This window comes from Undibacterium sp. Ji50W (assembly GCF_049340445.1).
Lineage (GTDB): Bacteria > Pseudomonadota > Gammaproteobacteria > Burkholderiales > Burkholderiaceae_D > Undibacterium.
The window spans coordinates 1-13,835 of the sequence record NZ_JBMPOX010000015.1 but is presented as its reverse complement, the minus strand read 5'-3'; the positions used below and the strand labels follow the sequence as shown (position 1 = coordinate 13,835).

Below are 13,835 nucleotides of genomic sequence, written 5' to 3'. Positions count from 1 at the left end.
CCAACAACAATTGAGTATCCGCATGTCGCGCACTGAACGTCTATTGCAACTGATGCAAATCCTGCGCAGGCATCGCTATCCTGTCAGCGGTGCAGTGTTGTCACAAGAACTGGGTATCAGTCTGCGCAGTCTGTACCGCGATATCGCTACCCTGCAAAACCAGGGCGCAAAAATTGCCGGCGAAGCGGGCATGGGTTATCTCTTGCAACCGGGCTTCACGCTACCGCCACTGATGTTCACGGAAGAAGAAATTGCGGCGATTGCCCTGGGTTCACGCTGGGTGGCACAACAAGCTGACCATAAACTGGCGCTGGCCGCCCGTGACGCACTGGCAAAAATTGCATCGGTCTTGCCAGCAGAAGCCAGACTGGAACTGGAAACCAGCGGCCTGCTGATCGGCCCCTGCAGCAAGAACCCGGGTAATGACGAACAATTGCGCCAGATACGTCTGTCCATACGCAAGCAACATAAACTCGTGCTGGAATACCAGGATGAAACCGGTAAAGCCAGCGAGCGCACTATCTGGCCGTGTGCCCTGGCTTTCTTCGACAGCCTGCGCGTCATCGTCGCCTGGTGTGAATTGCGTAATGACTTCAGACATTTTCGCACTGACCGCATCCTGAACCTGCAGGTAGCAGACCAGACTTATCCGCGATCGCGTCAGGCTTTGTTGAAGGAGTGGCGCGTGCAGCAGGGAATCAGGTCCGAGCGTTAGGCAGCGGTTTGAAGGGCAAATTTTTTGCAGACTCGCATAGTTTCCGTTCTGACTGCTTTCAGTTTTATAATGAGACTTATCAATTGATTCAGCCCACCCATTCCAACCAAGAATAATAAGATGAAAGCCAAGACGGACATCGCAGACACATCCAGGTCCGCCAGCAAAGAGCAGCGCCGTTTGCAGATGGCCGATATCGCCCGTCTGGCCGGGGTATCCACATCCACGGTATCACGTGCACTAAGTGGCAGCAGCCTGGTCAATGATGAAACCCGTCAACGCATTGCCGAACTGGCACGCTCACTCAAATATTCCATCAATATCGATGCCCGTAATCTGCGCCTGAAGCAAACCCGCACCATCGCCGTGGTGGTGCCCTTTGATTCGGAAACCCGCCAGCATCTGTCCGATCCTTTTTTTCTGGGCATACTGGGCAGCCTGGCCGATGCACTGACTGACCGTGGCTTCGACATGCTGTTATCGCGTATCGATGCAGAACATCTGGACAATGCTGCACAGATTTTTGATACTGGCCGTGTACTGGGCGTGATTTTAATCGGCCAGTGGCGCCACCATGATCAATTGAACCAGCTGGCGGCACGCCATGTGCCCATCGTGGTCTGGGGTGCGCAATTGCCACAACAATTGTACGTGACGGTAGGTAGCGACAATGTCACCGGCGGCCAAAAGGCAACTGAACATCTGATACAAAGCGGCCGCAAGCATATTGCCTTTTTTGGCGACACACAATTACCCGAAGTGGCACAGCGTTATGAAGGTTATTGCAAGGCATTGGCACAATATCAGATAGCGCTGGATGACCGGCTGGTAGTACCCGCTTCTTTCATAGAAGAAGGTGGCAAGCTGGCCGTGGCAGAACTGTGCAGCCGCAAAGTTCCTTTCGATGCTCTGTTTGCCTGTAGCGATTTACTGGCCATGACCAGTATCAACAGCCTGCGCGACAATGATTACCTGGTACCGGATGAAGTAGCGGTAGTAGGCTATGACGATATAGAACTGGCACGTTATTTCCACCCGCCTCTGAGCACCATACGTCAGCCTATGGCACAGGCTGGCCTGGCCCTGGTCGATGCCTTGCTAAAGCTGATAGAGGATGGGGACAGCCAGGCACAGCTATTGCCGACCGAATTGATGGTAAGGGCCAGCAGCACGTAATGGATAGGTATCGCCACTACGTCCGCTTTGCCTTGTGACTGTCCATCCTGCGGCGCGGACTTATTCTTGCACCACCTCTGCCAGCATTTCATCCACTACCCAGGTATGCAGCCAGCCACCAATATCGTTTTGTAGCTGTGGATTATTTTCGGCGGCACGTTCACATACATCAGCAAAACGCTGGCCTTGTCCCAGTTGGCGCAGAGCTTCAGTCTCTTCAGTGACCAGGGATCTGAAATGCGCCTGTAATTGCTTACGCCAAACCACCCAGGTCACAGCCACGTCTGTGGAAACCGGCTCTGGTGGTGATTTGTCTTCGTTCAATGCCAGCCATATGGCAACACTATTCCAGTGCATATCGATGAATTGCAATGAGCTGCTGGTGCGCAGGCCCACGGTTTCCCAATCACTGACCTTACCCAAATCAGTCAGTTGAAGAATGGCATGATCCGGGGCATCAAAAGCACACCCCAGTGCCCATTCAAACTGCGCCAGTTCAGCCACTTGCGGATGTTCAGCAAACTGCTGACGCAACAAAGCGGCAAACTGCTCACCAAACCAGCGCAAATTGCGATAGGTAGAAGGATGGGCATCAATATAGGCAGCACAAGCCTGGTAAAACAGATCGTCCCCCAGATAGCTATGGGTTTTTCCATAGGCTTCTGACAAGGCATCGCGCAGGCGCAGGCGATACGCCTGGTAGTAAATATCAAGACGGGCATCATGGCCCAGGCCAGGTGTAACGGCCAGGTGCACATGCATGCTGGCAGCGTCACGCTGACCCAGAATAAATTCCTGGAAAGCCGTTTGCAGCGACTGGGTGTCCTGGGTGTCGTGGATAAGCTTCATCATCGAACGTCTTCTTCGGCAACTTCGGAAACTTCAATAGCTTTGGCAGTTTTGGCAGGAAGCGCTCTGCCAGCGCAGACACTGGCGCTGATGGCACGTGCCTGGTCCAGTTCAGCCACCAGTTCTGCCAGCGGCGGCATATTATCGTCGCGCTCTATCATGCTGGCGACCGCACCAAATCGGTGTATCGCCTGTGCATATAAATCCCATACGGGATCGGCCACTGGCTGATCATGGGTATCAACAATATGCGTACCATGGTCACTATGACCGGCCAGATGTATCTGCTGCACACGGTGTACAGGGATGCCGCGCAGGTAGTCGCCAGCATCAAAACCATGGTTGATACTACTGACGTAGATATTGTTCACATCCAGCAAGATCATGCTGTCAGCCTGTTCGGCAATGGCTGCAACAAATTCCCATTCTGACATGCTGTCACTACTGTATTGCAGGTAGCTGGATACATTTTCCAGCACCAGCCTGCGACCCAGAACGTCTTGCACCCGGCGCACGTTATTCACCACCAGCTTGATGGTTTCTTCGTTGTAGGGTAAGGGGAACAGGTCATGCATGTTCTTGCCATGCACACCAGTCCAGCAAATATGATCGGATACCCACATTGGTGCTACCCGGTTCATTAAATTTTTCAGGTCACGCAAATACTCTGGTGTCGGGCCTTGCGGCGACCCTATCGACATCGATACGCCATGCATGACCACTGGATAATCAGCACGAATGGCATCGAGCATAGCCAATGGCTTGCCACCAGGCACCATATAATTTTCAGACAGGATTTCAAACCAGTCCACTGCCGGCTTGTCTGCCAGTATGGACAGATAATGGTCGGTACGCAGCCCCAGGCCAAAACCGGCAAAAACAGCAGCACTGGCGGGTGTGGTGGAAATCGTCATAGGATGTCTGCAAGTAAAACAGGGAAGGACAATGCGTTAATCACCTGATTAACGCATTGCGTCAAGCCATCAGGATTTATTTATCCAGATCAATGATCTTGCCGCCTTTAGCCAGGCACTGGCCTGCTGTCGTACCAACAAAGCCATGGCCTTTGCATGAGTTTTGGCCCTTGCAAGCGTTTTCTGCTGTTTTGCAATCGCTGGTACCTTTGCAGCTATTGATGCCAGAGCAGTGGATCTTGTCACCCGCGCTCAAGCTGCTGGTAGCAGCAATGGCGTAGCCAGACAAAGCCATAGTGGCAGCGGCAGCAGCGATCAGGGCACCAGTTTGGATAGATTTTTTCATGGTTTTTCTCCGTTAATTTAAGTAATTGAAAGTGGTTACATCAAGGATAAAGTTCTTCACTTGCCTGGCAAGCCAGCATCAACAAGCAGAACTCCACCATCAGTCGGGCCAATTTCAGATTACTTACACTTCCGGAAAAAATAATTTCAACTTTTGTTTATTTCCAGAACTTTCCATTTGGCGTGCTGTTCAAACCATCTTCGCACAATCAAAACGCCCTCTCTAACTGGCAATGCGAGGATTAAAAAGCATTTCTTGCTGCATACGGTCGATTAATGCACGCCTTAGTTTAAATTACAACCGATTGCATAATATGAATTCATGACTGAAGTATTCCTACAAAAATCCATGGAAAAACTCATGCCTATCATTTGTGCATCGCAGCAATTGCAATGGAAAAGATATCTCCTGTTGCAGCAAAAATACACTTGATCAGCATGGGAATGCGTTCGCCTATGGTCACTATTTACTGCATCCATTTAAGACGGACCTTCATAGTAGGCAATCCTTTGCGTTGGCAAAGCACATCATTATCTGCCTGGCACTTCAAATTTCCCATCAAGAAACATTGCAGTCATTTATTGCAGCGCGCATTTGCAATCGATTGCAAAGAATAGCTATTTGCCCGATAATTCTCTTCACCTGCACTACAAAAGATCTTCAACAGCGTTTGCCTTGGCAAACCAGGGATCGCAAAAAAGCGCCATAGAGTACGACGGCTGATATCCATCTGAATCAGCCCGAACGTCCAAGAGCGCAGCGAAAATTGTTGGAGGTCTTTTGTGACGACACAGCCCACACGCCAACCGGCGCGGTGCTGATGATCAGGCAAAACATGGTATGTACAGCCCAATGCTGTACAGCCTCACAAAAATGATGAAAGCGGAGACAGCAATGAAATCATCACCTATCAAGATGACGCGTATGGCCAGCGTCATTTCCCTGGCATTACTGCAAATGAATACCGTGTGGGCACAAGATACAGCATCTGCACAAGACAAGGAAAAAAATTCCCTGAACCTGAATTCCGTCATCGTAACGGCCACACCGACAGGCACATCGAAGATGAAGGCCAGTGTATCCATCAGTACCCTGGATGCAGACCAGATCGCGCAATCGGCACCGACCAATGCGGCTGAAATTTTGCGCGCTATTCCCGGTGTGCGTTCTGAATCATCGGGTGGTGAAGGCAATGCCAATCTGACGGTGCGCGGTGTGCCTATCTCTGCCGGTGGTGCGCGTTATGTGCAGTTCCAGGAAGATGGCTTGCCGCTGCTGCAATTCGGCGATATCGCCTTTGTCACGCCAGACATGTATCTGCGTGCCGACGGCAACCTCAGCCATCTGGAAGTGGTACGTGGTGGTACGGCATCCACCATGGCCACCAATTCGCCAGGCGGCATCATCAACTTCATCAGCAAGAATGGCAAAGAAACCGGTGGCAGCATAGGCATCAGCAAGGGTGTCGATTTTAGCCAGACACGCTTTGATTTTGATTATGGCGCTGCTTTGTCGAACAAGACCCGCTTTTTCGTGGCTGGGTTTTACCGCAATGGCGACAGCTCCCGCCCTGCCGGTGTCACCGCGGAAGATGGCGGTCAACTGCGCGCAAATATCACGCAAGAACTGGACAACGGCTATCTGCGTCTGAGCATCAAACATCTGGATGACAAGACGCCGATGAATATGCCGATACCAGTCCGTACCGTGAATGGCAATATCTCTGAATTGCCTGGCATAGACCCACGCACTGCCAGTTTTTATTCGCCTTACTGGACGCGCGATATTGTCCTGGACAGTAACAATAATAAAATATCGACCAATGTGAATGATGGTCTGCATGTCGTCAATAATGCCTTTGGTGCCGAAGCATCCCTGAAAATTGCCGATGGCTGGACGCTGGATGAAAAATTCCGCAAATCCACCAATACCGGCCGCTTCATTTCCATCTTCCCGGCTGATGCAGGTGTCAGCGGCAAGACCGCAACGAATATGAGCTACGCCACTGGCCCCAATGCCGGCAAGGCCTACACTGGTGCTGCATTTACTGCCACCGTATTCAATACCTCGATTGATGATCTGGGCAGTACCGTCAATGACATCAAGTTGTCCAAGGTATTTGAAACCAGCAGCGGTAAATTTGCTACCACTGTGGGCTGGTATTCATCTCTGCAAAACCTGGGCGTGACCTGGAACTTTAATCAATACCTGATGCAGGCTAGCGGCGACCAGCCTGCCCTGCTTAATTCAAACGGCACTATCGCCGGTTCACCTGGTTTGCTGGCACAAGGTACCGACGTATTTGGCGGCTGCTGCAACCGCAATATCGATGCGCAATATAAAACCAATGCCGCCTACGCCAACCTGGGCTGGGAAAGTGGCAACTGGAACCTGGATGGCAGCCTGCGCTATGACAAGCAAGACGCCAGCGGCACCTTCAACCAGGCCGTCAACCAAAGATACCTTGCCGCCAATACCAGATTCATCAACTATGGCGTCAACCATACTTCCTATTCTGCCGGTGCCAACTATCGCATGACCAAGGATATTGCAGTGTTCGCCCGCATCAGTGAAGGTATCGCTTTCAACGCCGACCGCATCATGTTTGGCAATCCACTTGACGGCACTACACCGATCAGCACGAATATTGTCAAGCAAACCGAAGCAGGCGTGAAATGGAAAGCCGGCAACTTCAGCAGCTTTGTGACCCTGTTCCAGGCCAAGACAGCAGAATCGAATTTTGAAGCAACAACCCAAAAATTCACTGCCAATAACTATGATGCCAAAGGTGTGGAGATTGAATCCAGCTATCGCTACGATGCCTTCCGTGTGACTGGTGGCCTGACCTATACCAATGCCAGCATCACTGCGGCCAACGACAAGTCAGTCATCGGCAAGACCCCGCGTCGCCAGGCCAGTTACACCTATCAAATAGCACCCACCTATACCATGGGCAATGCCGTCTTCGGTGCCAGCCTGATAGGTACCAGCAAATCTTACGGTGACGACGCCAACACCCTGATTTTGCCTGCATTCCATGTCCTGAATACCTTCGTCAATTACAGTATCAACGACCAGATTCAACTGTCATTGAGCATCAATAACCTGACGAACAACATAGGCTACACCGAAGTGGAAGGCGACGGACACGCAGCAAGGTCCATCAATGGCAGAAGTATCAGAGCATCGTTGAAGTACAGTTTTTAATTGTCACGATGGGGCGCAGCGAACATCGTCGCCCCCGTGCGTAGGGAACGTGGGGGAGCATAGCGCGACATCAGTTTGAGTTGAGAAGTGCAGTAGCTCCCTCCACGCTTCCAGAACAAGTCCCTGGTAGCACTTGGGCTCCCTTTACATCTCCAACATGTAGAGGGAGCCATTTTCTCCTTATCTGTTTTTCTAAGGCCCAGCCTGCATCATGTCAGTACCGTTCACTACCGACCGTTTTTTAGCAAGCCTGCTCGCCGGCATGTCGCCCGCTATGCCATCCAGCATGCGCGAACGCGTCAGCAGCAGATTTCAACAACACTTCCCTGTCCTGTATCAAGACCTGCAACACCTGTATGCAAAAAAATTCGCCGATGAGCAAGCGTTTGCACTGTGGTTGATGGACCTGCTTTGTATGGCAGGCAACAGCATTGCCCAACGCCCCGCCCTATTGCTGGAACTGGATCAGCAAAGAAGTGAGGACAGACAATGGTTCACCAAAGAAAACATGCTCGGCTATTGCTGTTATGTCGACCGTTTTGCCGGTGACTTGAAAGGGGTGCAACAACGTATCCCGCACTTGCAGGAACTGGGTGTGACCTATCTGCATCTGTTGCCGTTCTTGAAGGCGCGGGCTGGTGAAAATGACGGCGGCTTTGCGATAGCCGATTTTGATGCAATAGAACCACGTTACGGCACCATGCAGGATCTGGAACAGACCTGCAATGCCTTGCGAAAAGCAGGCATCAGCCTGTGTTCTGATTTTATACTCAACCATGTGGCCGATGATCACCCATGGGCCATCGCGGCAAAAAATGGTGACGCCCGCTATCGCGATTATTTTTATCATTACCCTGATCGCAGCGAACCAGATGCCTTTGAAAAACACCTGGGCCAGGTCTTTCCTCAGGTAGCCCCTGGCAATTTCAGCTACGTACCCGACATGCAGGCCTGGGTCTGGACTACTTTCTACCCATATCAATGGGATCTCAATTATCGTAATCCGGCCGTGTTTGCCGATATGACCGCTGCCCTATTGCGTCTGGCTAACCGCGGGGTCGAGGCCTTCCGCCTGGATTCAACTGCATTCCTGTGGAAACGTGCCGGCACCAAATGCATGAACCAGCCGGAAGCCCATCAAATCCTGCAAGCCTTGCGCAGCCTGGTAGACATCGCCGCACCTGGCGTATTGCTGAAAGCCGAAGCCATCGTCGAAACCAGTGATTTGCCCGCCTACCTAGGCAGCAACGACGGGACACAAATTATTAAGGAATGCCACCTGGCCTATCACAGCAGCCTGATGGCAGCATCCTGGGTAGCGCTGGCGGAACAAGATACCAGTCTGATACGCCATGTAGTTGCCGCCACCCCCGCGTTGCCAGAACAAAGCAGTTGGCTGACTTATGTGCGCTGTCATGACGATATAGGCTGGAATGTATTGCGACCGGAAGCCAGTCTTGCAGCCGAAGATGTGCAACAAAGACTGGCCCGAGTATCACGTTTTTACAGCGGTGAAGACAGTTATGCGCGTGGTCAGAGTTTCCAGGCCAGTGCCCCAGGCACCGTGCATGGAACAGTCGGTATGGCATCAGCATTAACTGGTTTTGCCAGCGCACAAACCACTGAAGAAAAATATCTGGCCAGGCAACGCCTGTTGCTGTTGTATGGCCTCAGTTTTTGCTTTGGTGGCATGCCCCTGATTTACATGGGGGATGAACTGGCGCAGGAAAATGATGCCGCCTATCAGCACATCACCGCACAGGCAGCCGACAGTCGCTGGTTGCACAGGCCCGCCTGGGATGAAAACCTGTATCAACAGCGGCATGAAAGTCTCAGCCATACCGCTGCGGTATTCGACGCCCTGTGTGATATGTTGCATGTACGCAGGCAATTGCCGCAGCTAGCTGCAGCGACCCCACGTCAGTTGCTAACGCCAGCATCGCCTGCCGTGCTGGCATTCATGCGCGGTTCGACGAAGCAGCCTTTGCTGTATCTGGCAAATTTTTCAGAAAACAATGTCAGTATTGATATCAATGCACTGCTGGCAGGCTATGATATTCCTGCGCAGGCATGGTTGAATCAATTGGACAGACGCGATGCCGGTACAAGCGTGACTTTGACGGCGTATGCCCAATTATGGCTGACACAGAAGAATAACCCGGGAGCAAAGGCATGACCAGCAAACCCATCGTCATCTTTGGCGAAACCCTGATCGATGACTTTCCCGATCAGCCTGTCGTTGGCGGTGCCCCCTTCAACGTCGCCCGCACGCTAGGCTATTTTGATTGCGCTCCTTTGATGATTTCACGCGTAGGCAATGACCCGACAGCGGCACTGATACGCGCCGACATGCAACGCTTCAAACTGGTGACATCAGGCTTGCAGACCGACCCGCAGCATCCTACAGGTCGTGTCAAAGTCACCCAGGAAGATCAGAATAACAAAGCCACGCATCACTTTGAAATACTGAACAATCAGGCTTACGATCATATTGACGCACAGACTGCCGTCCTGGCCATGCAGCAAACCTGTCCATTACACCACCAGGGTATTTTTTACTTTGGCACGCTGGCACAAAGACATGCCACGTCGCGCGCAGCGCTGTATAACCTGCTACAACAAACCCGTGCCGTCAAATACCTGGACCTGAATTTGCGCGCCATGCAATATAGTCTGACAAGCATAGAACAGTCGCTGCAATGTGCCGACATACTCAAACTGAATGAAGAAGAATTGCAGGTACTGGCCGAAATTTACCTGAACAAGATCAGGCAGGATGCCAATCACCAGCCTGACGACACCAAATTACAAGTACACGCCTCAGCGCTGATCAAGCTGTTTGACCTGCAAGCCATCCTGATCACGCTGGGTGAACACGGCTATGCGTATCTGGACAAGGCCGGACTTTACCTGCGCAGTGCGACAGAGCCCATCCAGGTGCAGATCGTTGATACCGTTGGTGCTGGCGATGCTTTCTCTGCCATCTTCTTGCTTGGATTGCAGCGCGACTGGCCGCTGGCCATCAGCCTGCAGCGTGCCCATGAATTTGCAGCAGGCATTTGCGGTGTGCGGGGTGCGGTTGCCAGTGATATGGCGTTCTACGCACGATGGCAACAACGCTGGGGTGCAGAAACCCCGGCCACCATCCATCACAGCGGAGCCGGCAAATGAATTCAAGCACCGCGAATATCCAGCAGAGCGTAAGTAAACCGCGCCTGTCATTCTGGCAAATCATCAACATGAACTTTGGCTTCTTTGGCATACAGTTCAGCTTTGGTCTGCAGCAAAGCAGTATGAGTCCCATCTATGCCTACCTGGGTGCAGATGAAGCCAGCCTGCCCTATTTGTGGCTGGCCGGGCCAGTTACGGGCTTGCTGGTACAACCGCTGATCGGTGCCATGAGTGACCGTACCATCAGCCGCTGGGGCCGTCGCACGCCTTACTTCCTGGTCGGTGCCATCCTCTGCAGTCTGGGTCTGTTGCTCATGCCCTTTAGTTCTACGCTTTGGATGGCAGCCGGTTTGCTGTGGATACTGGATGCGGCCAACAATGTGACCATGGAACCGTATCGCGCCTTCGTCAGCGACAAGCTGGATGCCAGCCAGCACTCAGTCGGTTTCCTGACGCAAAGCGCGTTCACCGGTCTGGGGCAAACTCTGGCTTACCTGACACCATCGATACTCGTGGTAGCAGGCATGAACAGCAACAGCGTCAACAGCCATCATATTCCCCATATTGTCATCGCCGCTTTTGTTATCGGCGCAGTGTTTTCGATTGCCTCCATCTTGTGGACCTTGAAAACCTCGCCAGAAATTCCTTTGACGCCAGATCAACTGGCACTGATCAAAAGGCAAGCCACGGGCTGGCGCGCTACCCTGGCCGAGATCGGTCTGGCGATCAAGGAAATGCCACCCACCATGCGTCAACTCGCCCTGGTCAAACTATTCCAGTGGTATGCCATGTTTTGCTATTGGCAGTACATCATGCTGTCGCTGGGCCGTACCCTATTTGGCACCAGTGACCCCAGTTCAGTCGGCTTCAGGGAAGCGGGATTATTGAATGGGCAAATAGGAGCGTTCTATAACTTCATCGCCTTCATCGCTGCGTTTGCCCTGGTACCATTCACCCGCCGCTTTGGACCCAAGGTCAGCCATGCTGTCTGCCTGACGCTGGCAGGCCTGTGCATGATCAGCATACCGGCAATCCATAAGCCATCGCTGTTGTTCATACCCATGCTGGGTGTGGGCCTGGCCTGGGCCAGCATCATGGGTAACCCCTACATCATGCTGGCGGGTAGCATACCTGCAGAGCGCACCGGCGTGTATATGGGCATCTTCAATATGTTCATTGTCATTCCCATGATCATACAAATTTTTACGCTACCGCTGTATTACCATGCCTGGCTGGGTGGTAACCCTGAAAACGTCATACGGCTGGCTGGTGTTTTGTTGATATGTGCGGCAATGGCCGTGGGCATCGTCAAACTGTCAACGAAGCCGCTATCCAATACGGGTTAAACCAGACCAGGATTACCCGCAACACCTATCAGTCGCGGTGTATTCAACTTACGCGGGCTGATTTTTTTGTGGGTCCTTAGCCATTGCGCCACCACATCCCATACGGGTTCACCTTTGACGCCTTCAGACACAGGTGCCCAGCCAGCCACCTTGTAAACTTTACCATCCACTAATGGCTGGCCATTCAGACGCATATCCTGTATGCGCTTGCCCATGCTGGCTGCCGGCTCTATTGCATAGGTCAAGCCACCAACACGTACCATGTCACCACCCTGCTGGTAATACGGATCGGGATTAAACAGGTTGTCGGCCACATCTTCCAGCACGGTCTTGATAGCGGCACCGGTCATTTCTGTCATGGTGGTATGTGAATAGGTGGTGGCAGTCTGATCCATCAGATGTTCCATGGTGATGGCGCTGTTTGGCAGCAGCGATGTACCCCAGCGGAAACCAGGAGAAAACGCTATCTCTGCACCTTTGACTTCCATCAGCGCATCGACAATCAGTTGATCGAAACTGCCATTGAAATTACCGCGGCGGTACAGCGTACCTTCCGTCATCGCCAGTTTCTCACCCAACTTGGCCGCGTATGGTGCACGCACTTTCTGTATCAGTGCCTGCATCTGTGCATCCGCTGGCAAAAAGTTGGCAAACACGGGTAACAGGCGATACTGGAAACCCTGTATGCGCCCTTCTTTCACATCAAAATCCAGCACGCCGAGAAACTTGCTATTGCTACCCGCATTCGTCACCAGGGTCTTGCCACCACCGTTTTCAACGATGACCGGTGCAGGCATGCCGTCATGCGTGTGGCCGCCAAGGATGGCGTCAATACCGCGCACACGTGTCGCCATTTTAAGATCCACATCCATGCCATTATGCGACAAGAGCACGACGACCTTCGCCCCCTTGGCGCGTGCCGCATCGACAGTCTTTTGCATATTTTCTTCCTGTATGCCAAAGCTCCACTCCGGCACCATATAGCGCGGGTTGGCGATAGGTGTGTACGGGAAAGCCTGGCCAATGATGGCGACTGGCACACCATTCATCTCTTTCATGACAAAGGCTTCAAACACAGGGTCACCAAAGTCGGTGGTCTGGATATTTTGCGCAACAAAATCGACCTTACCCTTGAAATCATTTTCGACGATATGCTTGACGCGCTTGTCACCCAGGGTCATTTCCCAGTGTGCCGTCATGACATTCACCCCCATCTGCAAACAGGCATCGACCATATCCTGCCCCTGCGTCCACAGCGCTGTAGCCGAACCTTGCCAGGTATCACCGCCGTCGAGCAAGAGTGCGCCGGGCCGATTGTCCTTGATACGCTTGATCAACGTCGTCAAATGCGCAAAGCCACCCACCTTGCCATACGTCGCTGCCGCCTGTTCAAAGTTCAGGCAGCTAAACGCATGCGCTTCTGGTGTATTCGCTTTGATGCCAAATTGCCTGAGCAAATGTTCACCCACCAGATGTGGGCTTTTACCAAAAGCCGCAGCTATACCAAGATTGACACTGGGCTCGCGGAAATACAGTGGCAACAACTGCGCATGGCAATCAGTGAAGTGCATCAGATGGACATTGCCAAAGCGCGGCAGATCGTACAGTTTATCCGCAGCAGGATTCGCCAGAGCCGCCTGCGCATCAATCTGCATGCCACCGGCGGCGGCAATGGCCATTACCTGTAAAAAATCACGACGATTCAGACCCATGATGTTATTGCTTTCTGTTTTGATGGTGTGGCTTTTGACGTAGATTTTGACCTTGGGTTCTGCTGCTGATTTTGACCTTGCTTTTGTTCTTGACGCTGCCGTTGTTTTTGAAGTTGCTGTTGCTTTTGACGTTAATCCGCTTGGGACGATGTAATTTGTGTGTCATAGAAAATGGATTAGAAAGCTTCGTGTTTGAGCGTAGCGAGTTTCGAAGCTTTCCCATTTTTTGTGATGCACAAATTATGCTGAAGCGTAGCGTAAGCACCCGAAGGGCGAGTCTGCGGTCGCCTTTCTTTGAATACGTTCTTTGGCGAAGCGGTGTGTGTCAAGGTAGTTGTCGCCTCAATTTAAATTAAGCAGCCTTCATGTACGCCTTTTCTTCTACACGAGCCTTCTCTG

At 52.1% G+C, this 13,835-nt stretch carries 10 protein-coding genes; 6 read left to right on the top strand and 4 right to left on the bottom strand.

All coding sequences use genetic code 11. The features are described from left to right. Window positions 1–22: 22 nt before the first annotated feature. Together ACO0K9_RS19010 and ACO0K9_RS19005 are read left to right on the top strand one after the other, a co-directional pair. Window positions 23–715, top strand: coding sequence for a helix-turn-helix transcriptional regulator (locus ACO0K9_RS19010; protein ID WP_422987656.1), 693 nt, complete (start codon window positions 23–25; stop codon window positions 713–715). Between the two features lie 120 nt (window positions 716–835). Further along, window positions 836–1,891 carry a LacI family DNA-binding transcriptional regulator gene (locus ACO0K9_RS19005; protein WP_422987655.1) on the top strand — a complete coding sequence of 352 codons (1,056 nt, stop codon included), beginning with the start codon at window positions 836–838 and terminating at the stop codon, window positions 1,889–1,891. 60 nt (window positions 1,892–1,951) lie between these two features. Here the strand turns inward: ACO0K9_RS19005 and ACO0K9_RS19000 are convergent, their stop codons facing one another. The 3 genes from ACO0K9_RS19000 to ACO0K9_RS18990 all read right to left on the bottom strand — a co-directional run bounded on the left by ACO0K9_RS19000 (window position 1,952) and on the right by ACO0K9_RS18990 (window position 4,000). Continuing rightward, on the bottom strand, window positions 1,952–2,740 hold the full coding sequence (locus tag ACO0K9_RS19000; RefSeq protein WP_422987654.1) for a putative DNA-binding domain-containing protein: 789 nt from the start codon (window positions 2,738–2,740) through the stop codon (window positions 1,952–1,954). Then, the gene (locus ACO0K9_RS18995) at window positions 2,740–3,654 is read right to left on the bottom strand and encodes a DUF692 domain-containing protein (protein WP_422987653.1); all 915 of its coding nucleotides are present in this window, start codon (window positions 3,652–3,654) and stop codon (window positions 2,740–2,742) included. The genes ACO0K9_RS19000 and ACO0K9_RS18995 overlap by 1 nt, the downstream gene beginning before the upstream one ends. Before the next feature lie 76 nt (window positions 3,655–3,730). Next, on the bottom strand, window positions 3,731–4,000 hold the full coding sequence (locus tag ACO0K9_RS18990) for a hypothetical protein (RefSeq protein WP_422987652.1): 270 nt from the start codon (window positions 3,998–4,000) through the stop codon (window positions 3,731–3,733). 894 nt (window positions 4,001–4,894) lie between these two features. Between ACO0K9_RS18990 and ACO0K9_RS18985 the strand changes: the two genes are divergently transcribed. From ACO0K9_RS18985 to ACO0K9_RS18970, 4 genes are all read left to right on the top strand, one after another. Beyond that, window positions 4,895–7,207, top strand: a complete 2,313-nt coding sequence (locus ACO0K9_RS18985) for a TonB-dependent receptor domain-containing protein (protein ID WP_422987651.1) — start codon at window positions 4,895–4,897, stop codon at window positions 7,205–7,207. A gap of 211 nt (window positions 7,208–7,418) precedes the next feature. Next, window positions 7,419–9,383, top strand: a complete 1,965-nt coding sequence (locus ACO0K9_RS18980; RefSeq protein ID WP_422987650.1) for an alpha-amylase family glycosyl hydrolase — start codon at window positions 7,419–7,421, stop codon at window positions 9,381–9,383. Continuing rightward, window positions 9,380–10,378 (top strand): PfkB family carbohydrate kinase, encoded by a 999-nt coding sequence (locus ACO0K9_RS18975; RefSeq protein ID WP_422987649.1) that lies wholly within the window; start codon window positions 9,380–9,382, stop codon window positions 10,376–10,378. Before ACO0K9_RS18980 ends, ACO0K9_RS18975 begins: the two co-directional genes overlap by 4 nt. Continuing rightward, the gene (locus ACO0K9_RS18970) at window positions 10,375–11,724 is read left to right on the top strand and encodes an MFS transporter (protein WP_422987648.1); all 1,350 of its coding nucleotides are present in this window, start codon (window positions 10,375–10,377) and stop codon (window positions 11,722–11,724) included. The genes ACO0K9_RS18975 and ACO0K9_RS18970 overlap by 4 nt, the downstream gene beginning before the upstream one ends. On the opposite strand, the gene soxB is transcribed toward ACO0K9_RS18970, so the two are convergent. Then, on the bottom strand, window positions 11,721–13,430 hold the full coding sequence (gene soxB / locus ACO0K9_RS18965; RefSeq protein WP_422987769.1) for a thiosulfohydrolase SoxB: 1,710 nt from the start codon (window positions 13,428–13,430) through the stop codon (window positions 11,721–11,723). The two genes, ACO0K9_RS18970 and soxB, sit on opposite strands and share 4 nt — an antisense overlap. Window positions 13,431–13,835 lie beyond the last annotated feature (405 nt).

Coding starts and splice junctions, on each gene's coding strand:
- ACO0K9_RS19010 (WP_422987656.1), top strand. CDS start 23: ATGTCGCGCACTGAACGTCTATTGCAACTGATGCAAATCCTGCGCAGG.
- ACO0K9_RS19005 (WP_422987655.1), top strand. CDS start 836: ATGAAAGCCAAGACGGACATCGCAGACACATCCAGGTCCGCCAGCAAA.
- ACO0K9_RS19000 (WP_422987654.1), bottom strand. CDS start 2,740: ATGAAGCTTATCCACGACACCCAGGACACCCAGTCGCTGCAAACGGCT.
- ACO0K9_RS18995 (WP_422987653.1), bottom strand. CDS start 3,654: ATGACGATTTCCACCACACCCGCCAGTGCTGCTGTTTTTGCCGGTTTT.
- ACO0K9_RS18990 (WP_422987652.1), bottom strand. CDS start 4,000: ATGAAAAAATCTATCCAAACTGGTGCCCTGATCGCTGCTGCCGCTGCC.
- ACO0K9_RS18985 (WP_422987651.1), top strand. CDS start 4,895: ATGAAATCATCACCTATCAAGATGACGCGTATGGCCAGCGTCATTTCC.
- ACO0K9_RS18980 (WP_422987650.1), top strand. CDS start 7,419: ATGTCAGTACCGTTCACTACCGACCGTTTTTTAGCAAGCCTGCTCGCC.
- ACO0K9_RS18975 (WP_422987649.1), top strand. CDS start 9,380: ATGACCAGCAAACCCATCGTCATCTTTGGCGAAACCCTGATCGATGAC.
- ACO0K9_RS18970 (WP_422987648.1), top strand. CDS start 10,375: ATGAATTCAAGCACCGCGAATATCCAGCAGAGCGTAAGTAAACCGCGC.